23 protein-coding genes, 4 tRNA genes and 1 other annotated feature are annotated in these 24,297 nt (G+C 50.0%); of the genes, 20 read left to right on the top strand and 7 right to left on the bottom strand.

The window, feature by feature from the left end:
* The first annotated feature begins 88 nt into the window (after positions 1-88).
* The 10 genes from alaS (at position 89) to luxS (ending at position 8,061) form a co-directional block, all read left to right on the top strand.
* Positions 89-2,716: an alanine--tRNA ligase gene (alaS, locus tag BS639_RS06915; protein WP_084982663.1), complete on the top strand. Its 2,628-nt coding sequence runs from the start codon at positions 89-91 to the stop codon at positions 2,714-2,716.
* 255 nt (positions 2,717-2,971) lie between these two features.
* Positions 2,972-3,157 (top strand): carbon storage regulator CsrA, encoded by a 186-nt coding sequence (gene csrA / locus BS639_RS06920; RefSeq protein WP_013574027.1) that lies wholly within the window; start codon positions 2,972-2,974, stop codon positions 3,155-3,157.
* A 326-nt stretch (positions 3,158-3,483) separates the two neighbouring features.
* Positions 3,484-3,576 (top strand) — tRNA-Ser (locus tag BS639_RS06925).
* Positions 3,577-3,584: 8 nt separating this feature from the next.
* A tRNA-Arg gene (locus BS639_RS06930) sits at positions 3,585-3,661 on the top strand.
* A 252-nt stretch (positions 3,662-3,913) separates the two neighbouring features.
* Positions 3,914-3,990: transfer RNA gene (locus tag BS639_RS06935), tRNA-Arg, on the top strand.
* A 189-nt stretch (positions 3,991-4,179) separates the two neighbouring features.
* Positions 4,180-4,256: transfer RNA gene (locus BS639_RS06940), tRNA-Arg, on the top strand.
* Between the two features lie 465 nt (positions 4,257-4,721).
* Positions 4,722-5,300, top strand: a complete 579-nt coding sequence (gene yqaB, locus BS639_RS06945) for a fructose-1-phosphate/6-phosphogluconate phosphatase (protein ID WP_407690303.1) — start codon at positions 4,722-4,724, stop codon at positions 5,298-5,300.
* Positions 5,297-5,725, top strand: coding sequence for a YqaA family protein (locus BS639_RS06950; protein WP_084982664.1), 429 nt, complete (start codon positions 5,297-5,299; stop codon positions 5,723-5,725). The genes yqaB and BS639_RS06950 overlap by 4 nt, the downstream gene beginning before the upstream one ends.
* 85 nt (positions 5,726-5,810) lie before the next feature.
* Entirely contained in the window at positions 5,811-7,373 is a 1,563-nt protein-coding gene (gene gshA / locus BS639_RS06955; RefSeq protein WP_055775311.1) for a glutamate--cysteine ligase, read from the top strand.
* Between the two features lie 172 nt (positions 7,374-7,545).
* On the top strand, positions 7,546-8,061 hold the full coding sequence (luxS, locus tag BS639_RS06960) for an S-ribosylhomocysteine lyase (RefSeq protein ID WP_055775201.1): 516 nt from the start codon (positions 7,546-7,548) through the stop codon (positions 8,059-8,061).
* A gap of 96 nt (positions 8,062-8,157) precedes the next feature.
* On the opposite strand, the gene BS639_RS06965 is transcribed toward luxS, so the two are convergent.
* Together BS639_RS06965 and BS639_RS06970 are read right to left on the bottom strand one after the other, a co-directional pair.
* A complete protein-coding gene (locus BS639_RS06965) occupies positions 8,158-9,447 on the bottom strand; it encodes an HlyC/CorC family transporter (RefSeq protein WP_055775204.1) in 1,290 nt (429 codons plus the stop codon).
* 57 nt (positions 9,448-9,504) lie between these two features.
* Positions 9,505-10,296 (bottom strand): cytochrome C assembly family protein, encoded by a 792-nt coding sequence (locus BS639_RS06970; protein ID WP_055775206.1) that lies wholly within the window; start codon positions 10,294-10,296, stop codon positions 9,505-9,507.
* Between the two features lie 179 nt (positions 10,297-10,475).
* Between BS639_RS06970 and ffh the strand changes: the two genes are divergently transcribed.
* The 7 genes from ffh (at position 10,476) to tyrA (ending at position 16,531) form a co-directional block, all read left to right on the top strand.
* The gene (ffh, locus tag BS639_RS06975) at positions 10,476-11,837 is read left to right on the top strand and encodes a signal recognition particle protein (protein ID WP_055775210.1); all 1,362 of its coding nucleotides are present in this window, start codon (positions 10,476-10,478) and stop codon (positions 11,835-11,837) included.
* A gap of 181 nt (positions 11,838-12,018) precedes the next feature.
* Positions 12,019-12,267 (top strand): 30S ribosomal protein S16, encoded by a 249-nt coding sequence (gene rpsP, locus BS639_RS06980; RefSeq protein ID WP_017493592.1) that lies wholly within the window; start codon positions 12,019-12,021, stop codon positions 12,265-12,267.
* A gap of 18 nt (positions 12,268-12,285) precedes the next feature.
* Positions 12,286-12,834, top strand: coding sequence for a ribosome maturation factor RimM (gene rimM, locus BS639_RS06985; RefSeq protein WP_055775212.1), 549 nt, complete (start codon positions 12,286-12,288; stop codon positions 12,832-12,834).
* 66 nt (positions 12,835-12,900) lie between these two features.
* Positions 12,901-13,650, top strand: a complete 750-nt coding sequence (gene trmD, locus BS639_RS06990; protein ID WP_055775215.1) for a tRNA (guanosine(37)-N1)-methyltransferase TrmD — start codon at positions 12,901-12,903, stop codon at positions 13,648-13,650.
* Between the two features lie 73 nt (positions 13,651-13,723).
* The gene (gene rplS, locus BS639_RS06995) at positions 13,724-14,086 is read left to right on the top strand and encodes a 50S ribosomal protein L19 (RefSeq protein WP_045048586.1); all 363 of its coding nucleotides are present in this window, start codon (positions 13,724-13,726) and stop codon (positions 14,084-14,086) included.
* A gap of 239 nt (positions 14,087-14,325) precedes the next feature.
* Complete coding sequence (locus tag BS639_RS07000; RefSeq protein WP_055775315.1) at positions 14,326-15,402, top strand: 3-deoxy-7-phosphoheptulonate synthase; 1,077 nt, start codon at positions 14,326-14,328, stop codon at positions 15,400-15,402.
* 7 nt (positions 15,403-15,409) lie between these two features.
* Positions 15,410-16,531: a bifunctional chorismate mutase/prephenate dehydrogenase gene (gene tyrA, locus BS639_RS07005; RefSeq protein WP_055775218.1), complete on the top strand. Its 1,122-nt coding sequence runs from the start codon at positions 15,410-15,412 to the stop codon at positions 16,529-16,531.
* Positions 16,532-16,614: 83 nt separating this feature from the next.
* On the opposite strand, the gene pheA is transcribed toward tyrA, so the two are convergent.
* The 4 genes from pheA to bamD all read right to left on the bottom strand — a co-directional run bounded on the left by pheA (position 16,615) and on the right by bamD (position 19,505).
* Positions 16,615-17,772, bottom strand: coding sequence for a bifunctional chorismate mutase/prephenate dehydratase (gene pheA, locus BS639_RS07010; RefSeq protein ID WP_084982665.1), 1,158 nt, complete (start codon positions 17,770-17,772; stop codon positions 16,615-16,617).
* A gap of 70 nt (positions 17,773-17,842) precedes the next feature.
* Positions 17,843-17,965: a sequence feature (Phe leader region), on the bottom strand.
* The gene (locus BS639_RS25035; RefSeq protein ID WP_193791627.1) at positions 17,917-17,964 is read right to left on the bottom strand and encodes a hypothetical protein; all 48 of its coding nucleotides are present in this window, start codon (positions 17,962-17,964) and stop codon (positions 17,917-17,919) included. (Overlaps the previous feature by 48 nt.)
* 193 nt (positions 17,966-18,158) lie before the next feature.
* The gene (gene raiA, locus BS639_RS07020; protein ID WP_055775226.1) at positions 18,159-18,497 is read right to left on the bottom strand and encodes a ribosome-associated translation inhibitor RaiA; all 339 of its coding nucleotides are present in this window, start codon (positions 18,495-18,497) and stop codon (positions 18,159-18,161) included.
* A 276-nt stretch (positions 18,498-18,773) separates the two neighbouring features.
* Entirely contained in the window at positions 18,774-19,505 is a 732-nt protein-coding gene (gene bamD / locus BS639_RS07025; protein ID WP_055775229.1) for an outer membrane protein assembly factor BamD, read from the bottom strand.
* A gap of 129 nt (positions 19,506-19,634) precedes the next feature.
* On the opposite strand from bamD, the gene rluD reads away from it, so the two are divergent.
* The 3 genes from rluD to clpB all read left to right on the top strand — a co-directional run bounded on the left by rluD (position 19,635) and on the right by clpB (position 24,050).
* Positions 19,635-20,612: a 23S rRNA pseudouridine(1911/1915/1917) synthase RluD gene (gene rluD, locus BS639_RS07035; RefSeq protein WP_055775232.1), complete on the top strand. Its 978-nt coding sequence runs from the start codon at positions 19,635-19,637 to the stop codon at positions 20,610-20,612.
* Entirely contained in the window at positions 20,612-21,346 is a 735-nt protein-coding gene (yfiH, locus tag BS639_RS07040) for a purine nucleoside phosphorylase YfiH (RefSeq protein WP_084982666.1), read from the top strand. Before rluD ends, yfiH begins: the two co-directional genes overlap by 1 nt.
* Before the next feature lie 130 nt (positions 21,347-21,476).
* Positions 21,477-24,050 carry an ATP-dependent chaperone ClpB gene (gene clpB, locus BS639_RS07045; protein ID WP_055775239.1) on the top strand — a complete coding sequence of 858 codons (2,574 nt, stop codon included), beginning with the start codon at positions 21,477-21,479 and terminating at the stop codon, positions 24,048-24,050.
* A 28-nt stretch (positions 24,051-24,078) separates the two neighbouring features.
* Here clpB and BS639_RS25055 read toward each other — a convergent pair.
* The coding region (locus BS639_RS25055) for a hypothetical protein (RefSeq protein ID WP_206601150.1) at positions 24,079-24,297 on the bottom strand (219 nt) is incomplete at its 5' end.

A 24,297-nucleotide genomic window follows, 5' to 3' on the forward strand; every position in this document is an offset into this window, starting at 1 on the left:
TTTGTTCGTGAGCGAAAATGTAAGCTGAACGTTTTCTCGCTAATCTTGCTCACGGGCCGACCTTTTTTAGCCTTATTCCGGGACATTTATGAGCAAGAGCACCGCTGAGATCCGTCAAGCGTTTCTCGATTTCTTCCATAGTAAGGGACACACTGTTGTCGACAGCAGCTCGCTGATCCCTACTAATGATCCGACATTGATGTTTACCAATGCCGGTATGAACCAATTCAAAGACGTTTTTCTAGGCCTGGACAACCGTGACTACCATCGCGCGACCACGTCTCAGCGCTGTGTACGCGCCGGTGGTAAACACAACGATTTAGAAAACGTGGGTTACACCGCACGTCACCACACCTTCTTCGAAATGCTGGGCAACTTCAGCTTTGGTGATTACTTCAAAGAAGATGCCATCAAATTTGCCTGGGAACTGTTGACCGGTGAGAACTGGTTTAATCTACCAAAAGAAAAACTGTGGGTTACCGTCTACGCCACCGATGACGAAGCTTACGGCATTTGGGAAAACAAGATTGGCGTCCCGGCTGAGCGCATTATCCGTATCGGTGACAACAAAGGGGGCCAGTACGCGTCAGACAACTTCTGGCAGATGGGCGATACCGGCCCTTGCGGTCCATGTTCTGAGATTTTCTACGATCACGGTGAGCATATCTGGGGCGGCCCTCCTGGCAGCGCAGAAGAAGACGGCGACCGTTATATCGAAATCTGGAACCTGGTCTTCATGCAGTTCAACCGTCAGGCCGACGGCACTATGCTTGCGCTGCCGAAACCTTCCGTAGATACCGGTATGGGACTGGAGCGTATTACAGCGGTGCTGCAGCACGTGAACTCGAACTACGATATCGACTTGTTCCAGAAGCTGATTGCTGCCGTCGCTGCGCTAACGGGTGCTACGGACCTGAACAACAAGTCGCTGCGCGTTATTGCTGACCACATTCGTTCTTGTGCTTTCCTGATTTCCGACGGCGTTATTCCTTCCAATGAGGGACGTGGCTACGTGCTGCGTCGTATCATTCGTCGTGCAGTTCGTCATGGCAACATGCTGGGCGCGAAAGAGACCTTCTTTTATAAGCTGGTCGCGCCTTTGGTTGAGGTCATGGGTTCTGCGGGTCTGGAGCTGGCTAAACAGCAGTCTACCGTTGAGCAGTTGCTGAAAACTGAAGAAGAGCAGTTTGCTCGTACTCTAGAGCGTGGACTGACGCTGCTCGACGAAGAGCTGGCTGCGCTTAAAGGCGATACCCTGCCTGGCGATATTGTTTTCCGTCTGTACGATACCTTTGGTTTCCCCGTTGATTTAACTGCGGACGTTTGCCGTGAGCGCAATCTCAAGGTGGACGAGGAAGGATTCGAAAAGGCGATGGAGATCCAGCGTAACCGCGCGCGTGAGTCCAGCGGTTTCAGCGCTGACTATAACAGCATGGTTCGCGTTGACGGCGTCACCCAGTTCTCAGGCTATGAACACGTGCAGCGACAGTCTAAAGTCGTTGCCCTGTTTGTTAATGGCCAACCGGTTGAAGAAATTCAGGCCGGCGAGAGCGCAATTGTTGTTCTGGACGATACGCCTTTCTATGGCGAATCTGGCGGACAGGTTGGCGATAAAGGCGTACTGAAAACGACTAACGGTGAGTTTGTCGTAAGCGATACGCAAAAATACGGTAAGGCTATTGGACATCAGGGCGTGCTGAGCGCAGGCAAGCTGAGCATTAACGACGGCGTAGAAGCCGATGTAGATGCCGCTCGTCGTGATCGTATTCGTCTTAACCACTCGGCTACCCATTTGCTTCATGCGGCGCTGCGTCAGGTTCTAGGCAAGCACGTGGCACAGAAAGGCTCTTTGGTTAATGACAACTACCTGCGTTTTGACTTCTCGCATTTTGAAGCGATGAAGGCGGAAGAGATCCGTCGGGTTGAAGATTTGGTTAATGCGCAAATTCGTCGTAATCTGCCAATTGAAACCAAAATCATGGCATTGGACGACGCGAAAGAGCAAGGCGCTATGGCGCTGTTCGGTGAGAAGTACGATGACCACGTTCGTGTACTCTCGATGGGCGACTTCTCCACCGAGCTGTGTGGGGGGATTCACGCAAGCCGCACGGGTGATATCGGCCTGTTCCGTATTCAAAGTGAATCCGGTACCGCCGCAGGTGTACGCCGTATTGAGGCTATCACGGGCGAGAACGCGATTGCTGCGTTGCACCAGCAAAACGATCTGCTACAGGACGTTGCGCACTTGGTCAAAGGCGATGTTAACAGCGTCACCGACAAAATTCGTACGCTGATTGAGCGTTCACGTCTGTTGGAAAAAGAGCTTCAGCAGGTGAAAGACCAGCAGGCAGCGCAGGAAAGTGCGTCACTGTCGGGTCAAACGAAAGAAGTAAACGGCGTTAAACTGCTGGTTAAACAGCTTGATAACGTTGAACCTAAGATGTTGCGCACTATGGTCGATGACCTTAAAAATCAGCTCGGCTCGGTGATAATTGTGCTGGCCACGGTCGCAGATGATAAGGTGAGCTTGATTGCGGGCGTGACAAAAGACCTGACCGATCGTATTAAAGCCGGGGAGTTAATCGGCGCGATCGCCTCTCAGGTAGGCGGAAAAGGCGGCGGTCGTCCTGATATGGCTCAGGCGGGCGGTACTGATGTACAGGCCTTGCCAGCGGCGCTAGCGGGCGTCGAAGCTTGGGTTGCTAACAAGCTGTAGTCATAAAATCAGTAAAAGTGTCAACGCCATAATCTCTTGTTCATTATGGCGTTTTTAGTCTTAACGACCGGTTAACTCTCATTTAATAAGTCACGACTTCGCCGATTTCGGCTAAACTTAAAATCACTCACAGCTAATGTATAAGGCTGACGTACATTTTATGTGAGGGTCATGGCTTACGTTTTTACAGCTTATGATAGATAATGCCTGTGAAACTGAGAGACCCGACTCTTTTAATTATCCAAGGAGCAAAGAATGCTTATTCTGACTCGCCGAGTTGGTGAAACCCTCATGATTGGCGATGAGGTTACGGTTACCGTGTTAGGTGTTAAAGGTAATCAGGTGCGTATTGGTGTGAATGCGCCCAAAGAGGTCTCAGTGCACCGCGAAGAGATCTACCAGCGCATTCAGGCTGAAAAATCTCAACAGACGAGTTATTAATTTGTCAGGCGTCTCGTCGATGGCGAGGCGCTGATGAATCCTCAGCACTGTTTTTGGTGTTTACCTCCCGTTTTATCTCAATTTCTCCAAATTTCTTTTCCTGCAATTGCACCCCCCCTCATGACTTTTTACTGATTAAACATTGGTTTTTACCAATCAAAGCCATTATTTTGCCGTTAAACTGCGCAGGTTGGATGCGAATTGTGCAAACAAACGATTCTTGGGAAAAAAGGGTTTGACTTATAAGTGCGGGAAAGTAATATGTGCGCCACGCAGTGCCGATGAGCTTAAACAAAGTAAGTCAGCACAATTCGAAAGAAGCGTATGGTGAGGTGGCCGAGAGGCTGAAGGCGCTCCCCTGCTAAGGGAGTATGCGGTCAAAAGCTGCATCCGGGGTTCGAATCCCCGCCTCACCGCCATTTAAGATGCACCCATAGCTCAGCTGGATAGAGTACTCGGCTACGAACCGAGCGGTCGGAAGTTCGAATCTTCCTGGGTGCACCACTTAACGAATTGCTACCCTTCAAGGAAACTTGAAATGGACATGCAATGCAAAGTGGAAGCACGAAGGATGATAACGTTGCTTTAGCAGCGGCCCGTAAGGGTGAGGCGTAAGCCAAATAATCTTCCTGGGTGCACCATTCTTTCTTTGATGTATATTGATTTGCAATCAAGTGAGCATCCGAGGCCGTAACGGTAGAATGTGAAAGTGGTGAAGTAACTCTGCTGTAAAGAACTGCGTTAAAGAATTGATATGCACCCATAGCTCAGCTGGATAGAGTACTCGGCTACGAACCGAGCGGTCGGAAGTTCGAATCTTCCTGGGTGCACCATTTAACGACTCGCCGCCATCAAAGGAAACTTGAAATGGTGATGCAATGTTAAATGGGAGCATAAAGGATGATAATGTTGCTTTAGCAACGACCCATAAGGGTAAGGCGTAAGCCGAATAATCTTCCTAAATGCACCATTCTAGTCTCTGCTTTTTCTTCGCAACAATCGTTAGTAAAATAGTTCAAAATGCACCCATAGCTCAGCTGGATAGAGTACTCGGCTACGAACCGAGCGGTCGGAAGTTCGAATCTTCCTGGGTGCACCACTTAACGAATTGCTACCCTTCAAGGAAACTTGAAATGGACATGCAATGCAAAGTGGAAGCACGAAGGATGATAACGTTGCTTTAGCAGCGGCCCGTAAGGGTGAGGCGTAAGCCAAATAATCTTCCTGGGTGCACCATTTAACGACTTGCCACCATCAAAGGGATCTTGAAGGGTGATGCAATGTTAAATGGAAACACGAAGGACGATAACGTTGCCTCAGCAACGGCCAGCAAGGGTAAGGCGTAAAGCGAATAATCCTCCTGTGCACTCTATTTAGAAAAACCCGCTTTGGCGGGTTTTTTGCTTTCGGTCTTCCTGAAATCTCTTCATCTAAAATGTCCTCGTTTGATATTTAACTCTTTTCTCCTATTCCCAATGTGCTGTCTGACCTGACAAAAAGCGACAATCCTACATCTTTACGATAAAGTAGTTTTCCCCAGATTTGTTAAGAGCAGGCGGTGGTTATGGAGTACAAGCTGTACGAGGGCTTCGAAGGATTGATCTTTGATATGGACGGCACCATATTGGACACTGAGCCAACGCACCGTAAAGCCTGGGACCAGGTGCTGTCTAAATACAGTTTGCAATTTGACGTCGCTGCGATGGTTGCTCTTAACGGCTCGCCGACCTGGCGAATTGCAAAATTTATTATTGAAAGTAACAAGGCGGATCTCGATCCCCATCTGCTGGCCGCCGAAAAGACGTCAGCGTTGCAGGTGATGTTATTTGATACAGTTAAACCTTTGCCGCTTATAGACGTGGTGAAAGCTTTCCACGGTCGCCGCCCCATGGCGGTAGGCACCGGCAGCGAACACGGCATGGCGGATGCTTTACTGCGTCATTTGGGGCTACGCGATTGCTTTGATGCCATTGTGGGTGCCAATGATGTTGAAAATCACAAGCCAGCACCGGATACTTTTCTCCGCTGTGCCGAGCTTATTGGGGTTCCACCTGAAAAGTGCGTGGTGTTTGAGGACGCTGATTTTGGTATTGAAGCGGCCAAACGTGCAAATATGGCCTATGTTGATGTGCGCACGCTGTGAGTGCGAGCGTAGCATTAGCATCATTATTGGGTAGCAGTTTTCTCAGCGCAACGCTGTTGCCGGGAAATTCCGAAGTTGTATTAGTTGCTTTATTATCTGCGGGCAGCGCCACGCCCGCAGCGTTGGTCATTACGGCATCATTGGGGAATACCCTCGGTGGTGTAACAAACGTCATTATCGGGCGCTTTCTACCTGAGTTAACACCACAGCGCGGGCTCAAATTAGCCCTCGGAGGGTTAAAACGATTTGGACCCGCTGCGCTGTTGCTCAGTTGGTTGCCGGTAGTGGGTGATTTGTTATGCGTTTTGGCTGGTTGGTTACGCATGCCTTGGGCCTTGGTAGTGTTATTTCTGTGTATTGGAAAAACGCTGCGTTATACGGCATTGGCCGTTATTACATTGAAGGTGGGCTCATGGTGGGGTTAGATTGGTATCGATTATCTATGATGGTCACATCTATGCAGATTCAGAAAACGTACGCGTTAACTTATTCAAAAAGCGGGAGGTCAATTTGATCCCGGATGTATCACAGGCGCTTTCCTGGCTAGAAGCTCACCCGCAGTCATTAAAGGGTATTCGTCGGGGTATTGAGCGTGAAACGCTGCGCGTTAACGCCAACGGCTCATTGGCAAAGACGGGCCACCCTGAGGCTCTGGGCGCGGCGTTGACGCATCATTGGATAACAACCGATTTTGCCGAACAGCTGCTCGAGTTCATTACGCCTGCCGAAAAAAGTATTGAGCATACTCTGAGTTTTTTGCGCGATATTCATCGTCACGTAGCGAAAGAGCTGGGCGACGACATGATGTGGCCACTGAGTATGCCGTGCTTTATCGACTCCGAAGATGACATCGTTCTGGCTCAGTACGGCAGCTCCAATATTGGTCAGCTGAAAACACTGTATCGTCAGGGGCTTAAAAGCCGCTACGGCGCATTGATGCAGATAATTTCGGGGATCCACTATAACTTCTCCCTCCCGATAGAATTTTGGCAGGCGCGTCTGGGCATCGAGGATGCGCAGAGCGGTAAAGACGAGATCTCTGCTGGCTATTTTAAGCTGATCCGCAACTATTACCGCTTTGGCTGGGTTATTCCTTACCTGTTTGGCGCATCTCCTGCAATTTGCTCCTCGTTCCTTAAAGGGCGCGAAACGAATCTGCCGTTTGAACATACTGATAACGGACTTTGCTATCTGCCTTACGCCACTGCGTTGCGCCTGAGTGATCTGGGATATACCAGTAAATCGCAAACTAATCTGGGCATTACCTTTAACGATCTTGAGACTTATGTGACTGGCGTGAAACGCGCTATTCGCACTCCTTCGGCTGAATATGCCGACATGGGCGTCAAGAAAGACGGTAAATACGTCCAGTTAAACACCAATGTGTTACAGATTGAGAACGAGCTTTATGCTCCTATCCGTCCTAAGCGCGTCACCAAACCGGGTGAAACGCCTTCGGAAGCGTTGATGCGCAGTGGAATTGAATACATCGAGGTGCGTTCTCTCGACGTCAATCCTTTCTCGCCGATTGGCGTTGATGCTTCTCAGGCACGTTTCCTCGATTTATTTTTGATATGGTGTGCATTGGCCGACGCGCCGGAAATGAACAGCGACGAAATCCTGTGTACGCGCCAGAACTGGAATCGCGTGATTTTGGAAGGACGTAAACCGGGGCAGACCATTGGCATCGGATGTGAAGACGCCAGACAGCCGTTAAATAAAGTCGGCAAGTCACTGTTTGCCGATTTGAGTCGCGTAGCTCAAGTATTGGATAGCCAAAATGGCAACAGCGAGTATCAGGACGTTTGCAGTGAACTGGTTGCCGCCTTCGATAATCCTGAACTGACCTATTCCGCGCGCATCCTCAAGGCGATGAAAGCCGAGGGTGAGGGTAATCTGGGCCTGAAGTTGGCAGAGAAGTATCGTCAAATGCTGATTGATGAGCCGCTGGAAATCCTTACCGAGCAGCAGTTGGCTAATGAGTACGAAGAATCCCGGCTGCGTCAGCGCAACCTGGAAGCTAATGATAAGCTAAGCTTTGAAGAGTACCTGGCTGCTCTCGCCGCGAAGTAGGGCAGGGAGCCAGAAAAGAAAATGGCCACAATCAATGTGGCCAAAACAAACATCTCTGTTTACAGGGATGATGATAACAAATGCGCGTCTTTCATATATTCAGACTCACGTTATGGGAAAAGGTTTCCTGAGTTCGAAAAAAAAATTATTTATTTTTAGGAGAGGTGACGACATGCCACTGTTGGATAGCTTTACCGTAGACCACACCCGAATGGCAGCACCGGCCGTTCGTGTCGCTAAAACCATGAAAACCCCAAACGGGGACACCATCACCGTATTCGATCTGCGCTTCTGCCGCCCGAATATTGAAGTGATGACTGAGCGCGGTACTCACACTCTTGAGCACTTGTTCGCTGGTTTTATGCGTAATCACCTTAATGGTAACGGCGTTGAAATTATCGATATTTCTCCGATGGGTTGCCGTACAGGTTTCTACATGAGCCTGATTGGTGTGCCAGACGAGAAGTTTGTTGCTGCTTCCTGGAAAGCGGCCATGGCCGACATTCTGAAAGTTAAAGATCAGAATCAGATCCCTGAGCTGAATATCTATCAATGTGGTACGTGCAACATGCACTCCTTGAAAGAAGCACAGGAAATCGCTCAGCACATCGTTGATAGTGAAATTGGTGTTAATCACAACGATGAACTGGCACTGCCGCCAGAAAAACTGACCGAACTGCACATCTAGTCGGTGATTGCAGTGGCTCCGGATCGACTGATTTGGGCATAAAAAAAGACGCGATAATCGCGTCTTTTTTATTGGCTGCGGCGCAGCGGCGAAAGTTTAATGATGGTCGTTGGCGCTGCGCAACGTTTTCAACGGGCGAACTTTTACCTGTTTAATCATGTTGTCTTGCACGTCGAGGATCTCGACCTCATAGCTTTCAATACGCAGGCTAGCACCGGCCTTGGGAATATCTTCCAGCACTTCCAGCAGCATGCCGTTGATCGTTCGCGGACCGTCGGTCGGCAGATTCCAGTTAAAGGCCTTGTTCAGCTCGCGCACGTTGGCGCTGCCTTCAATCAACACTGTGCCATCGCTTTGCGGAGTGACTTCCTCCGCCAGCGTAGGCGACATTGAGGTCGTAAAGTCACCGACAATCTCTTCTAAAATGTCTTCAACCGTGACCAGTCCCTGAATATCACCGTATTCATCGACTACGATGCCGACTTTCTTCTTGTTCCGCTGAAATTTTACCAGCTGAATATTCAGCGGCGTGCCTTCAGGGATGTAGTAGATTTCATCAGCAGCACGCAGCAGATTCTCTTTGGTAAACTCTTTCTTCTCGGTCATCAGGCGATAGGCTTCGCGCAGCCGCAGCATGCCGATAGCGTCGTCCAGAGAATCGCGGTAGAGCACAATGCGGCCGTGCGGCGAATGCGTTAGCTGACGAATTATAGACTTCCAGTCGTCGTTGATATCAATACCCACGATTTCATTTCGCGGCACCATGATGTCATCCACAGAGACCTTTTCCAAATCCAGTACAGAGAGCAGCATGTCCTGATTGCGGCGTGAAATCTGCGAACGTGACTCGTTCACGATGGTGCGCAGCTCTTCTTTACTCACCGCGTCGCTTATTCCCACGCTAGTGTTAATACCAAACATGCGCATCAATATCTTGGAGAGGCTGTTGAGCAACCACACCAGCGGCATCATAATAGTTTGCAGGGGACGCAGCAAAATACTGCTCGGGAAGGCGACACGCTCGGGATGCAGCGCCGCATAGGTTTTTGGCAGCACTTCTGCAAACAGCAGAACCACAAAGGTCAGAACGCCAGTCGCAACGGCCACGCCCGCATCGCCATAAAGGCGCATGCCGACAATAGTTGCCAGCGCTGAGGCGAGAATATTGACCAGGTTATTGCCGATCAACACCAAGCTGATCAACTGATCTGGACGTTTAAGCAGCTTTTCAACACGTCGTGCGGCGCGGTTTCCTTGCTTGGCAAGATGACGTAACCGATAGCGGTTCAGCGTCATCATTCCTGTTTCGGAAGCTGAAAAATAGCCGGAAACTACCACCATGATAGCCAATATGATAATGAGGGTAGTTGTAGAGACGTGCTCCAACGGGTAATTCCTTATTGAGTTAAAAACTAAAAACTATGAACAACGTTTACGCAATGCTCAGTGAACCATCACTTGCTGAATGAGGCGACTGCCAAAATAGGCCAGCGTCAGTAAAATGGCGCCCGCCATGCTGAACCATACCACGCGGCGGCCGCGCCAGCCTTCATGATAGTGACCCCAAAGCAGTACGATATAAACCAGCCACGCCAGAATAGACAGTACCGCTTTATCAATGTTCTCACGGCTGAACAGATTTTCCATATACAGCAGGCCGGTGCAAAGCGTCAGCGTTAACAGAATCACGCCACCCTGTGTGATGTGGAAAAGCTTGCGCTCAATGCTCATTAAAGGCGGCATGTCGGAAGAAAAAGTCAGTTTTTTATTTTTCAACTGATAATCGAGCCAGGCCAGTTGCAGAGCATACAGTGCAGCAATAATCAGCGTTGCGTAAGAAAAGAGCGCTAATCCTATATGGACTAATAAACCTTTGCTTGCCTCAAGGTGCGTTATAAATTCGCCGGGCAGGAACGCAACCAGCGCGAGGTTTATCAACGCAAAGCAGTAAACAATGGGTAATATAAACCAGCCGCGGCTTCTCGACGCCACGATAGTCATCACCGTACAGATGATCAGGCTGACTATCGAGCCGATGTTGACCAGGCTCAGATTTTGACCGGTGCTGACGTCAAACACGCGCTGTTCAAGCGTAACGGCGTGACAAATCAGAGCGACAACGGCCGAAAGTAACGCGATGCGCCGATAGGTGCCATTCTTGCGGATCAGGCTGGGAATGATCAGAGAAAGGCTTAGCAAATAGGCGATCATGGCGACAAGAGCGAAAACGGGCATATTGTGTCATTTGCGTCTTAAAATGAATGAGAAAGCCAGTATAACGTTACCGGCGTCGTGCTCCAACTACTCTCCAGTTTTTACCTTTATATATCGGGCAGAGATTGTGCGGACATCTCGTGTTATAATCCCGCAATTGTGTCGCAAAGGCGGCCTGTCATTACGTTGAGCAAGAGACGATGTTTGATAATTTAACCGATCGATTGTCGCGCACACTGCGCAATATCAGCGGCCGTGGGCGGCTGACCGAAGAAAATGTTAAGGAAACTCTGCGTGAAGTACGCATGGCATTGCTGGAGGCGGACGTTGCGCTACCGGTAGTGCGCGACTTCATTAACCGCGTGAAAGAGGCGGCCGTTGGCACCGAAGTCAACAAAAGCCTGACACCGGGTCAAGAGTTTATAAAAATCGTCCAGAAAGAGCTGGTTACAGCAATGGGCGAAGCAAATTCCGAGCTAAACCTCGCTGCTCAGCCACCGGCCGTTGTGCTGATGGCGGGTCTGCAGGGGGCGGGTAAAACCACCAGCGTCGCGAAACTTGCTAAATTCTTGAAAGAAAAGCGTAAGAAAAAAGTGTTAGTGGTTTCTGCCGACGTTTATCGCCCTGCGGCGATTAAACAGCTAGAAACTCTGGCGGAGCAGGTAGGGGTAGATTTCTTCTCCTCTGATGCCAGCCAGAAGCCTATCGACATCGTTAACGCCGCTTTGCAACATGCAAAATTGAAATTCTTCGACGTATTGCTGGTGGATACCGCCGGTCGTTTGCACGTTGATGAAGCGATGATGGACGAAATCAAACAGGTTCACGCCGCTATCAAGCCGGTAGAAACGCTGTTTGTGGTCGATGCTATGACCGGTCAGGATGCCGCCAACACGGCTAAAGCCTTCAACGAAGCACTGCCGCTTACCGGTGTAATTCTGACGAAAGTAGACGGTGATGCCCGCGGCGGTGCGGCGCTCTCTATTCGTCATATTACGGGCAAACCGATTAAATTCTTGGGTATGGGCGAGAAAATTGAAGCCCTTGAACCCTTCCACCCAGACCGCGTGGCATCACGTATTCTGGGCATGGGTGACGTGCTTTCCCTTATCGAAGATATCGAAAGCAAGGTAGACCGTGCACAGGCCGAGAAGCTGGCCAACAAGATGAAAAAGGGCAATGGTTTCGACCTGACCGATTTCCTCGACCAGCTGAAGCAAATGCGCAACATGGGTGGCATGGCCAGCATGATGAGCAAACTGCCGGGTGTGGGTCAATTGCCAGACAACGTCAAGTCGCAGATGGACGATAAAGTGTTGGTGCGCATGGAAGCTATCATCAACTCGATGACGCTGAAAGAGCGCGCTAAGCCAGAAATCATCAAAGGTTCCCGCAAGCGCCGTATCGCGCTGGGTGCCGGTATGCAGGTGCAGGACGTTAACAGACTGCTCAAGCAGTTTGACGACATGCAGCGCATGATGAAGAAAATGAAGAACGGCGGCATGGCCAAGATGATGCGTGGCATGAAAGGTATGATGCCACCTGGTTTCCCAGGCCGTTAAGACGCTGTTCAACATGATAATAAGTACCGAAAATTAGCCATTGGTCAAAAGTAGTTTTGGGTTATAGACGCTTTCGATTGCTTTTTGCTCCAAAATGAGTAAAATTTTCGGGCTTTTTATATTGCAACCAGACCCCGTTCCCCGATGGGGTCTGGTTGTTTTATTCACTAAAGAGGATGTTATGGTAACAATTCGTTTGGCACGTGGCGGCGCAAAAAAGCGTCCGTTCTATCAAGTAGTAGTGACCGACAGCCGCAATGCTCGTGATGGTCGCTTCATCGAGCGCGTAGGCTTCTTCAACCCATTGGCTTCTGGCCAGGCTGAAGCACTGCGTCTGGACCTGGATCGTATTGCTCATTGGCAAGATCTGGGTGCAACCGTTTCTGATCGCGTAGCTTCGCTGATCAAAGACGCTAAGAAAGCAGCTTAATCCGTCGCGGTGGTGACAATGAGCAAGCAACTCAATCCAGTGGCGCCTGAAGAACCGATTGTTCTCGGTAAAATGGGCTCAACTTACGGTATTCGCGGTTGGCTCAGAGTGTTTTCATCCACCGAAGACGCTGAAAGCATTTTCGAATACCAGCCGTGGTTCATCCAGCAGGCAGGTAAGTGGCAAGCTGTAGAGCTGGAAAGCTGGAAGCGCCACAATCAGGACCTGATCATCAAAGTCAAAGGCGTTGACGATCGGGACGCGGCCAATCTGCTGACAAATCGCGAGATTGTTGTGGATTCGCGCCAACTGCCAGACCTGACCGACGGCGATTACTACTGGAAAGACCTTTTCGGTTGCCAGGTAGTATCAACCACTGGTTACGAATTCGGTAAAGTCATCGATATGATGGAAACCGGTTCGAACGATGTCATGGTAGTTAAAGCAAACCTGAAAGATGCATTTGGCATCAAGGAGCGGTTAATTCCGTTCCTCGATGGGCAGGTTATCAAGAAAGTCGATCTCACTACTCGAGTCATCGAGATAGATTGGGATCCTGGTTTTTGACCTCCGTAATGTCTACTCGTGTAGATAACTGTAGGCTGAGCGGAACGTGGTTATAAGGATTAGGCTATGTGGATTGGTATAGTTAGCCTTTTCCCTGAAATGTTCCGCGCAATCACCGATTACGGGGTAACTGGCCGGGCAGTAAAGAATGGCCTGCTGAGCGTAGCGTGCTGGAGTCCTCGTGACTTCGCCTACGATCGGCATCGTACCGTGGACGAACGCCCTTACGGCGGCGGCCCGGGAATGCTGATGATGGTGCAACCCTTACGGGAAGCGATTCATACAGCTAAAGCAGCGGCAGGCGAAGGCGTGAAAGTGATTTATCTTTCACCACAGGGGCGCAAACTTGACCAGCAAGGCGTTTGCGAACTGGCGGCTTACCAGAAAATTATACTGGTGTGTGGTCGCTACGAGGGGATCGACGAGCGCGTGATCAAAACCGAAATTGACGAAGAATGGTCAATAGGCGATTACGTACTCAGCGGTGGGGAGTTACCCGCTATGACGTTGATTGATTCAGTATCCCGCTTTATACCGGGCGTTCTGGGTCATCATGCTTCGGCAGAGGAAGATTCTTTTGCCGATGGTCTACTGGATTGTCCTCATTATACCCGCCCTGAAGTGTTGGAAGGCATGGAAGTTCCCCCGGTTCTACTGTCGGGAAACCATGCAGAAATACGTCGCTGGCGTTTGAAGCAGTCGCTGGGTCGTACCTGGCTTAGAAGACCTGAACTTCTGGAAAACCTAGCTCTGACTGACGAGCAAGAGGTGTTGCTGAAAGAGTTCCAACGGGAACATCGAATCAGTCAACAATGACTATGAAGGGAATGTTTGAGCATAACGCCAAGCTTTTCCGAACTATCAGTTTACCTAGGGTAAGAGATATATTATGAGCAATATCATTAAGCAAATCGAACAAGAGCAGATGAAGCAAGACGTACCTTCATTCCGTCCGGGTGACTCGGTCGAAGTGAAAGTATGGGTCGTTGAAGGAAGCAAGAAACGTCTGCAGGCATTCGAGGGCGTGGTTATCGCTATCCGTAACCGCGGTCTGCACTCTGCATTCACTGTTCGTAAAATTTCTAACGGCGAAGGTGTTGAGCGTGTATTCCAGACTCACTCACCTGTAATTGACAGCATCGCTGTTAAACGTCGTGGTGCCGTTCGTCAAGCGAAACTGTACTACCTGCGTGAACGTACCGGTAAGTCTGCTCGTATCAAAGAGCGTCTTAACCGCGTTAACGCACGATAACATTCTCAAGTGTTATATAAACGGCCCGCTTGCGGGCCGTTTTTTTTTGCCTGGAGAAACCGGGTCCTCCCGTGTGCTAACTTCAAGGTGTAATTTTATATTTACACTTAATGGCCTTTAATGCGCCTTTGGTAATTTAAAGTTTACACATGTTGTTTGAAAAGTTTACAGCCTGTGTTATCGTTGTCCGCAGTGCTGCTATAACAGCAAAAAATTCAAATTTATTGTGGATAACCATTATGCAAAAAGACGCTCTGAACAACGTGCACATCAGTGCCGAAGAAATCCTCATTACGCCTGAGGAATTGAAAAACAAGTTCCCTTTAAGCGCAGATAATCAAACTAGCATCGAACAGTCACGTCAGACCATCGCCGATATCATTCACGGTCGCGACCCGCGTTTGCTGATTGTGTGTGGTCCATGTTCTGTTCACGACCTTGATGCCGCAATAGATTATGCACGTCACTTGAAAACCCTGTCTGAAGAGCTGAGCGATCGTCTTTACATCGTGATGCGCGTTTACTTTGAAAAACCGCGCACCACCGTGGGTTGGAAAGGGCTTATTAACGATCCGCACATGGACGGCACCTTTGACGTAGAAGGCGGTTTGCACATCGCGCGTAATCTTTTGCTGCAACTGGTCAGCATGGGCTTGCCCATTGCCACCGAAGCGTTGGATCCAAATAGCCCGCAGTACCTTGGCGACCTGTTCAGCTGGTCGGCGATTGGTGCGCGTACTACCGAATCACAAACTCACCGCGAAATGGCCTCCGGCCTCTCTATGCCAGTTGGCTTTAAAAACGGCACCGATGGCAGCCTGAGCACCGCCATTAACGCCATGCGCGCTGCCGCAATGCCGCACCGATTTGTCGGCATTAATCAGGCGGGTCAAGTTTGTTTGTTGCAAACTCAGGGTAATCCAGACGGGCACGTTATCCTTCGCGGCGGAAAAACCCCGAACTACAGCGCAGAAGACGTTCGCGACTGTGAAAAACAGATGCAGGACGCGGGACTCCGTCCTTCCTTGATGATAGATTGCAGCCATGGCAATTCAAACAAAGACTATCGCCGCCAGCCATTGGTTGCCGAATCGGCCATCAGCCAGATTAAAGCCGGAAATCGCTCAATTACCGGTTTGATGCTTGAGAGCCATCTGCAAGAAGGCAACCAATCGTCAGAGCAACCGCGTTCAGAGATGCGTTATGGCGTTTCCGTGACCGATGCCTGCATTAATTGGGAAACCACTGAGGCTCTGCTGCGTAATATGCATCAAGAACTGGGTGACTCGCTGGCAGCAAGAATTTCAGGAGAGTAAACGTTTTATGGTGGCTGAACTTAATGCACTGCGCGATCAGATTGATGAAGTTGATAAGGCATTATTAGACCTTCTCGCCAGGCGATTGCATTTGGTGGCAGAAGTGGGCGAAGTCAAAAGCCGCTATGGCTTGCCGATTTATGTGCCCGAGCGCGAAGCTGCGATGCTGGCTTCGCGCCGTCAGGAAGCCGAAAATCTGGGCGTGCCTGCCGATTTGATTGAAGACGTGCTGCGTCGTGTGATGCGTGAGTCTTACTCCAGCGAAAACGATAAAGGTTTTAAAACGCTTCATCCTGCGCTGCGTCCGGTAGTGATTGTGGGTGGCAAAGGCCAAATGGGGCGTCTCTTTACCCGCATGCTGGAGCTCTCCGGTTATCAGGTAAAATCGTTGGAGCAGGAAGATTGGCTTGAAGCCGAGACTTTGCTTGCCGATGCGGGCATGGTAATTGTCAGCGTGCCAATCCACTTAACAGAAGAAGTGATTGCTCGCCTGCCGAAGCTGCCAGATGACTGCATTTTGGTTGACCTGGCGTCGGTTAAAAACAAACCGCTGCAGGCAATGCTTGCCGCGCACGACGGTCCCGTTGTTGGATTACATCCAATGTTTGGTCCTGACGTTGCCAGCTTGGCTAAACAGGTCGTGGTTTACTGCGACGGCCGTGAGCCGGAAGCCTATCAATGGTTGCTTGAGCAACTGCAGGTGTGGGGCGCACGTTTACATAAAATCAGCGCCGTTGAACATGACCAGAATATGGCTTTCGTACAGGCACTGCGCCACTTTGCAACCTTTGCCTATGGAATGCATTTGTCGGAAGAAAACGTTGAAATTGAACAGCTTTTGGCGCTGTCTTCGCCGATATATCGACTTGAATTGGCCATGGTGGGCCGCCTGTTTGCGCAGGATCCACAGCTTTATGCTGACATTATTATGTCGTCAGAGAACAATCTCTCTCTGATAAAACGCTACTATCAGCGATTCGGTGACGCGCTGGCGCTGCTCGAAACCGGTGATAAGCAGGCATTCATCACCAAGTTCAGACAGGTTGAAGACTGGTTCGGCGATTATGCACCTCGTTTCCTTAAAGAAAGCGGTTCATTGCTGCGTCAGGCGAACGACAACCGTCGCTAGTTCAGATTAATGTAAAGCGTCCTAAAAAGACAAAGGCCAGCCGGTTACCCGAGCTGGCCTTTTTTAATGTCGACGAGCGGGGGTTATTCGGGGTTAACGGCGACCACGTTTTCACTCGGGTAACAACCCAGAACCTTGAGTGAGCGGGTTATTGGACTCAAATTAAGCAGCGCATTCTGCATTGCCTCAGAGCGCAGGTTAGCCTGTACGTCCACGTAGAACATTTCCTCCCACGGATTACCGTTGATAGGGCGAGATTCCAGCTTAGTCATAATCACGCCCTGTTCACGGAAGACCATCAGTGCATCAACCAGCGCACCGGCCTGCTGACCGGTGGCCATAATTAGCGTCGTTTTTGCCGGAACCTGCTCGGTTACGTCGATAGCCTTTCTAGCCAGCACGATAAAGCGGGTGATGTTCTGCTTCTGGTTTGCGAGATTGTGTTCAAGCACCTGAAGTCCATAAAGTGCACCGCCGGCCTCGCTGCCTAATGCGGCAACGTTAGGTGATTTTGATGCGGCAACTTTTTCCATCGCGGCGGCTGTGCTTTCACAGTATTCAATTTTCCAGTGCGGGAAACGGTTGATAAATTGGCTGCACTGCTGGAATGGCTGCGGATGGCTGTAAACCGTTTCGATTTTTGACAGATCGGTATCAGTCGCAACCAGCACGCAGTGATCGATAACATTGGTCAGTTCACTCACGATAGACAGACTGGTGTGCTGAAGCAGGTCATAAACGTCGTTTATTGAACCTGAGCTGGTATTTTCAATCGGTAACACTGCATAGTCTGCCTGACCGGTTTCAACCTGCGATAAGATATCTTGGAATTTTAGGCATCCACACTCAATAAACTGGTCAAAATGACGCGCTGCGTACTGGCGGGCAGCAAGGTGCGAGTAAGACCCTTTTGGACCGAGGAAAGCCACACGTGCCGAGCCGGAAGCTGTTTTATTCAAATGCTGTTGCAACAGCGCCTGCTGCGTTAAAACAGAATCTTCAATAATCAGTTGATATACGCGGGTGATGTAATGGCCGTCGAGGTTATGCTTCTTACCTTCAACAATAAGGCGATTGAGGAGTTCGCGCTCGCGTTCGATATCACGGATGGGGCGGTGGGTATGCATTTTAGCTTGGGCGACTTCAATGGCCAGGCCGCGTCTTTCGGACAGCAAGGCTAATAATTTAATGTCTAATGCGCTAATTCGCTCACGCAGGTCCAGTAACGGGTTTTCACTCATCGGTTATGCCTTTTTAATTGTCTGTCCTGAAGGCGGATGGCGCTTCAGGTATTCCTGTCTCAAAACATCCAAAAAAAAAGCCTCCCGGTGGGAGGCTTTCTGTTCGTCTTCGCATTCTTTCTTATACGACGAAACGCCTCCCAGTCAGGGGAAGGTAAAAAAGAATGCGAAGAAAAACGGTTTGATACTCATGCGTATTTTTTTGCTCATTGGGTTTCCAGCCTTTAAGGTAACCTTTGGCTTTTCCCCCTGTCAATAAGATTTGCCTTTCGCACCGCGATTGATCAAAAAGCGGGAGCTCACAAAAAACAAACGCGCCCCAATGAGCGCGTTTGTTAAGGTCATTTTAGTTCATTTGAACCCTGACCGAGCCGTGCGGGAGACGATTACTCCTCTTCAAGCGGCTGTAGATTTATATCTTTAACGCAACTTTCAGCCCTTCGCGCTTCGCCTTTATGTTGAGCTTTGTTCAACTGGCGTTCAAGTTTTGCGATCAACTCATTCACTGCGGCGTACATGTCGTCGTGTGAAGCGCTGGCAACTAGCGGGCCATTGGCGGTGCCAATTGTGGCATCGGCGACGAATCCTTGAGGCTCCTTAGAAAGAACAATGTGTGGAGTAATTAACTGAGTCTGCCATTTTTCCAGTTTTTTTAGACGGTCTTCGACGTGGTCCCGAATCGCGGTGGTGATGTCCATGTGCTTGCTGGTAATGTTTACGATCATATTAACTTACCTCTCTCTCTTTCCGTCTAGGTAGGTCCAGCATACCTCCCTTTGAGACAAAATGTGTGATCAAAATCACATTTTTTTGTCACTTTTTGTCAAGTAAACGTAATTTGTGATTTGGGTGGATTTAGTGACCAAAGGGGGTTGAGTCTTGCTGACGAATGCCGCATTATCAGAGAGATATTTTGAGCGACCATCAGCTAATTAGCTCATTTTTAACGCAAAAAAAACGGCAGCCAAGGCCACCGTTTTAAACACACAGATGTTGTATTATCAGGCAGGATTCTGCGCAATAATTTTAGCAACCTTGTCTGCTTCGTTATTCAATTGCAGTTCTTTGTAAGCATTTTCCATCATCGGCAGCGCGTCACGCGTTGCTTTAGTATCAGGATAATCCTTCATCATTTGCTCAACACGATTAACAACGGCGACGTAAGCCCCGCGTTTAGTGTAGTATTGCACCACTGACAGTTCATATTTAGACAAACGGTCTTTCAGGAAGACCAGACGCTTGTTGGCATCGGCCGCATACTGACTGTTTGGATAAGAATGAATCAGCTGGCTGAAATCGCGAAACGCAGCGCGTGCATGCTGTGGATCACGGTCTGAGCGGTCGACACCAAAGAATCCTTGCAGTGCACTATCATCCAACGCCATATCGGTCAGACCACGCATGTACATGACGTAGTCGATGTTTGGATGAGTTGGATTCAAACGCATGAAGCGATCGATAGATGCCTGGGCAAGTGGCAAATCTGCCGACTTGTAATAGGCATAAATCAGATCCAACTGCACTTGCTGTGAGTACGGCCCAAACGGATAGCGGTTATCTAACGCTTCCAGTTGCGCAATCGCACCTTTAAAGTTCCCGTCCTGCAGTTTTTGCTGGGCGGTCGCATAAAGTACGTTTGGCGGGTTATCGGGCACCACTTCTTTGGAACTGGAGCAACCCACCAGCGCCAGACTCAACGTGGCTGCTGCCACCAGATATTTCACACGCGTCATGACGTTTTGATTATCCTCAGGTGTTATTCTGGGAGACTGTCCGTGAAGCTCCCGACAAAGACCAGCTACAATAGCACATTATTTTAAACGGCATCGCCGTGAAAACCCAAGGTTACCCAAGAGCACCATATGGCACAACAAGTAGAACTCACGGCGACGGTTGCCGAAACACAACTCGGTCAACGATTAGATCAGGCTTTGGCCGAATTGTTCCCTGATTATTCAAGATCTCGCATAAAAGATTGGATTCTTGATGAAAGGGTCACGGTTAATGGCAAAAAATCCACCAAACCTAAAGAAAAAGTGTTGGGTGGCGAAGCTATCGCAATCAATGCACAAATTGAAGAAGAAGCGCGTTGGCTCCCTCAGGACATTGCGCTTGAAATCGTTTACGAAGATAGCGATATTTTAGTCATTAACAAGCCGCGTGATCTGGTCGTGCATCCCGGTGCCGGTAATCCAGATGGTACCGTGCTTAATGCCTTACTGCACTACTATCCTGAGATAATTGACGTACCCCGTTGCGGTATTGTTCATCGTTTGGACAAAGACACAACCGGTCTGATGGTGGTCGCCAAAACCGTTCCCGCGCAGACCCATTTGGTTGATGCCCTTCAGCGTCGCGAAATCACCCGTGAGTATGAAGCTGTAGCTATCGGCACGATGACTGCCGGCGGAACGGTAAATCAGCCGATCTCTCGTCACAGCACCAAGCGTACTCACATGGCGGTTCACCCAATGGGTAAACCGGCGACCACACACTACCGCATCATGGAGCATTTCCGCGCCCATACGCGTCTGCGTCTGCGCCTGGAAACGGGTCGTACTCACCAGATCCGTGTGCATATGGCGCACATTGATCATCCTCTGGTAGGCGATCAGCTTTATGGGGGCCGTCCCCGTCCGCCAAAAGGCGCTTCCGATGCATTTATCCAGCAGCTGCGTACCTTCGACCGTCAGGCACTGCACGCCACCATGCTGCGTCTGTTCCATCCGGTGACGGGTATTCAGATGGAATGGCATGCGCCATTGCCGCAGGATATGGTTGATCTGATCAACGCGCTGAAAGCCGATACCGAAGAGTTCAAGGATCAGATGCATTGGTAATGCCGGCATTAATCCTTCCACAGTGGCCGCAGCCTGAATCGGTGCGGTCCTGTTCAACAACGCGTTTGGGCGGGGTGAGTTTGCCACCCTACGCGTCGTTGAATCTTGGAACCCACGTTTCAGATTTCCCACAGCACGTAGAAACCAATCGCCAACGTTTAATTGAACTTGCCTCACTGCCTGCTGCGCCACATTGGCTGGATCAGGTACACGGCACCGACGTGGCTCGTCTGACCCGCGAAACTTCCCATCATACAATCCGTGCTGATGCGGCCTATACCGACCAACCTGGCGTGGTTTGCGCCGCCATGAGCGCAGACTGTCTGCCTGTGCTGTTTTGCAGTAAAGCAGGGGACGAAGTGGCGGCGGCGCATGCCGGATGGCGTGGATTGAATGCAGGCGTGCTCGAAAATACGCTTTCGGCGTTTCGTGCCAAACCGCAGGAGATTATGGCGTGGTTCGGCCCGGCGATTGGACCACGGCAGTTTGAGGTCGGCGGCGAAGTGAAAGAGGCTTTTGTGGCCAGCGATCCTCAGGCCGCCTCAGCTTTTACCCCTTTAAATGAAAAATTCCTCGCCGATATTTATCAATTGGCCCGGCTTCGACTACAGGCCGCTGGCGTCACACAAATATATGGCGGTGACTGCTGCACGGTGAGTTGCCCCGAACTTTTTTTCTCCTATCGACGCGATGGAATCACCGGACGGCTGGCAACTTTGATTTGGCTGAGATAACCTACTAAATCAAGACGATCCAACAACGCATAACGTTGTACTCATAATATACTGACAAAGTAACCTTGAAATCGTGAGGGATGACCTCATTTAATCTCCAGTAGCAATTTTGTTCAGTATTGGAGGTGTTATGCGTCTGGATCGTCTTACCAGCAAATTCCAGCTTGCCCTCGCCGATGCCCAGTCACTCGCACTCGGGCGCGACAACCAATTTATCGAACCTGTCCACCTGATGAGCGCTTTGCTCACGCAGGAAGGGGGAACTGTTCGTCCTTTATTGACCTCTGCGGGCGTTGACGCTCAGCGAGTTCGTACGGATGTCGAACAGGCTTTGGGGCGTTTACCGCAAGTTGAAGGAACCGGGGGTGATGTTCAACCATCAAGTGAACTGGTTCGTGTTTTAAATCTCTGTGACAAATTATCCCAGCAGCGCGCTGATAAATTTATCTCGTCAGAGCTCTTTATTCTGGCGGCATTAAAAGACCGGGGCGTATTGACTGACCTGTTGAAGGCCAGCGGCGCGACCGTCGATAAAATCAACGCGGCTATCGATCAAATGCGAGGTGGTGACAAAGTGGATGACCAGGGAGCCGAAGATTCACGTCAGGCTTTGAAAAAATTCACTATTGATCTGACCGAGCGTGCCGAGCAGGGCAAGCTTGATCCGGTAATTGGGCGTGATGAAGAAATTCGTCGCACCATTCAGGTTCTGCAGCGCCGTACTAAAAACAATCCGGTATTAATCGGTGAACCCGGCGTGGGTAAAACGGCCATTGCCGAAGGTTTGGCTCAGCGCATTATTAATGGTGAAGTGCCTGAAGGTCTGAAAAACAAGCGCGTGCTGTCCTTAGACATGGGTGCGCTGGTGGCGGGTGCCAAATACCGTGGTGAGTTTGAAGAGCGTCTGAAAGGCGTGCTCAACGACCTCGCCAAGCAGGAAGGTAACGTCATTCTGTTTATCGATGAACTGCATACCATGGTGGGTGCCGGTAAAGCCGACGGCGCAATGGATGCGGGCAACATGCTCAAGCCTGCGCTTGCTCGCGGTGAACTGCACTGCGTCGGCGCAACGACGCTGAACGAGTATCGCCAGTTTATTGAAAAGGATGCTGCGTTAGAACGTCGTTTCCAGAAAGTATTTGTGGCCGAGCCTTCTGTTGAAGACACCATTGCGATTCTGCGCGGCTTGAAAGAGCGCTATGAGCTACATCACCACGTTCAAATAACTGACCCGGCTATTGTGGCGGCGGCGACGCTCTCGCACCGGTACATATCCGATCGTCAATTGCCTGACAAGGCTATCGACCTTATAGATGAAGCGGCATCGAGCATTCGTATGCAGATGGATTCCAAGCCAGAATCTCTGGATCGCCTGGACCGTCGTATCATTCAGTTGAAGCTTGAGCAGCAGGCATTAAAGAAAGAGTCGGATGACGCCAGCATCAAGCGTCTTGAAATGATCACTACCGAACTCGATCAGAAAGAGCGGGAATATTCCGGGCTTGATGAAGAGTGGAAAGCTGAAAAAGCCTCTTTGACCGGCACGCAGAACATTAAAGCCGAGCTTGAGCAGGCTAAAATTACGCTTGAGCAGGCACGTCGCGTCGGTGACCTTGGACGTATGTCTGAGCTGCAGTACGGCAAGATACCGGAGCTTGAGAAACAGCTCGCTGCGGCAACGCAGGCTGAAGGTAAATCGATCAAGCTGCTGCGCAACCGCGTCACCGACGTTGAAATTGCCGACGTACTCGCGCGCTGGACCGGTATTCCAGTGGCGAGAATGCTGGAAAGTGAGCGTGAAAAGCTGCTACGCATGGAAGACGATCTCCATAAGCGTGTCATTGGCCAGAATGAAGCGGTTGAAGCTGTATCGAATGCAATCCGCCGCAGTCGTGCAGGATTATCCGATCCTAACCGTCCGATTGGTTCATTCCTGTTCCTTGGGCCAACGGGCGTCGGTAAAACGGAATTGTGTAAAGCGCTGGCGACGTTCCTGTTTAACAGCGACGACGCGATGGTGAGAATCGACATGTCGGAGTTTATGGAGAAACACTCTGTATCTCGGCTGGTGGGTGCACCTCCTGGCTATGTGGGTTATGAAGAGGGCGGCTATTTGACTGAGGCAGTTCGTCGTCGTCCTTACTCTGTCATTCTGCTTGATGAAGTTGAGAAGGCACATCCTGATGTGTTTAACATTCTTCTTCAGGTTTTGGACGACGGACGTTTAACCGATGGGCAGGGCCGTACCGTTGATTTCCGCAACACTGTGGTGATCATGACTTCTAACTTGGGGTCTGACGTTATCCAGCAGCATTTCGGTGAAGCGACCTATGCGCAGATGAAGGAATCAGTAATGGAAGTGGTTACCCAGAACTTCCGTCCTGAATTCATCAACCGTATAGATGAGGTGGTGGTCTTCCATCCGCTGGGTCATGCGCATATCAAGCATATTGCTGAAATCCAGCTACAGCGTTTGTATAAACGTTTGGAAGAGCGGGGCTACAGTGCGCATCTTACTGACGCTGCATTGGAGCTGCTTGGTAATACCGGATTTGATCCCGTATACGGTGCGCGTCCTCTTAAACGCGCCATTCAGCAGGAAATCGAAAATCCGCTGGCTCAGCAAATCCTTTCAGGCAAGCTGATACCAGGTAAACCTATTACTATAGATGTAGAGAACGACCATATAGTGGCTAAACAGTAACGCAATGGTCAGGCGAACTCAGTTAAAATTACCTGAGTAAGTCATGATAAAAAGGGGCTGAATCACAATTCGGCCCCTTTTTTGTTGATTTATCATCCAAAATAGGAAGGTTTGCTGAATTAATGAGCGGTTGATAATTTATTTCAAATAAAGACTTGCGGCTCCTCAGAAACTCCCTATAATGCCGCTCCAACGACAGGGAACAACGCAGCAGCAACGCGGTGTGAACGAGTCGGGAAGAATTAAA

The organism is Rouxiella silvae, from assembly GCF_002093625.1.
GTDB classification, from domain to species: Bacteria; Pseudomonadota; Gammaproteobacteria; order Enterobacterales; family Enterobacteriaceae; genus Rouxiella; species Rouxiella silvae.

What these genes read in the sequence shown, in the direction of transcription:
- yqaB (WP_407690303.1), top strand. Translation starts at nt 4,722, where the DNA reads ATGGAGTACAAGCTGTACGAGGGCTTCGAAGGATTGATCTTTGATATG.
- csrA (WP_013574027.1), top strand. Translation starts at nt 2,972, where the DNA reads ATGCTTATTCTGACTCGCCGAGTTGGTGAAACCCTCATGATTGGCGAT.
- rluD (WP_055775232.1), top strand. Translation starts at nt 19,635, where the DNA reads ATGGCACAACAAGTAGAACTCACGGCGACGGTTGCCGAAACACAACTC.
- luxS (WP_055775201.1), top strand. Translation starts at nt 7,546, where the DNA reads ATGCCACTGTTGGATAGCTTTACCGTAGACCACACCCGAATGGCAGCA.
- rplS (WP_045048586.1), top strand. Translation starts at nt 13,724, where the DNA reads ATGAGCAATATCATTAAGCAAATCGAACAAGAGCAGATGAAGCAAGAC.
- ffh (WP_055775210.1), top strand. Translation starts at nt 10,476, where the DNA reads ATGTTTGATAATTTAACCGATCGATTGTCGCGCACACTGCGCAATATC.
- bamD (WP_055775229.1), bottom strand. Translation starts at nt 19,505, where the DNA reads ATGACGCGTGTGAAATATCTGGTGGCAGCAGCCACGTTGAGTCTGGCG.
- yfiH (WP_084982666.1), top strand. Translation starts at nt 20,612, where the DNA reads ATGCCGGCATTAATCCTTCCACAGTGGCCGCAGCCTGAATCGGTGCGG.
- tyrA (WP_055775218.1), top strand. Translation starts at nt 15,410, where the DNA reads ATGGTGGCTGAACTTAATGCACTGCGCGATCAGATTGATGAAGTTGAT.
- rpsP (WP_017493592.1), top strand. Translation starts at nt 12,019, where the DNA reads ATGGTAACAATTCGTTTGGCACGTGGCGGCGCAAAAAAGCGTCCGTTC.
- raiA (WP_055775226.1), bottom strand. Translation starts at nt 18,497, where the DNA reads ATGATCGTAAACATTACCAGCAAGCACATGGACATCACCACCGCGATT.
- clpB (WP_055775239.1), top strand. Translation starts at nt 21,477, where the DNA reads ATGCGTCTGGATCGTCTTACCAGCAAATTCCAGCTTGCCCTCGCCGAT.
- BS639_RS06970 (WP_055775206.1), bottom strand. Translation starts at nt 10,296, where the DNA reads ATGCCCGTTTTCGCTCTTGTCGCCATGATCGCCTATTTGCTAAGCCTT.
- trmD (WP_055775215.1), top strand. Translation starts at nt 12,901, where the DNA reads ATGTGGATTGGTATAGTTAGCCTTTTCCCTGAAATGTTCCGCGCAATC.
- pheA (WP_084982665.1), bottom strand. Translation starts at nt 17,772, where the DNA reads ATGAGTGAAAACCCGTTACTGGACCTGCGTGAGCGAATTAGCGCATTA.
- BS639_RS07000 (WP_055775315.1), top strand. Translation starts at nt 14,326, where the DNA reads ATGCAAAAAGACGCTCTGAACAACGTGCACATCAGTGCCGAAGAAATC.
- alaS (WP_084982663.1), top strand. Translation starts at nt 89, where the DNA reads ATGAGCAAGAGCACCGCTGAGATCCGTCAAGCGTTTCTCGATTTCTTC.
- rimM (WP_055775212.1), top strand. Translation starts at nt 12,286, where the DNA reads ATGAGCAAGCAACTCAATCCAGTGGCGCCTGAAGAACCGATTGTTCTC.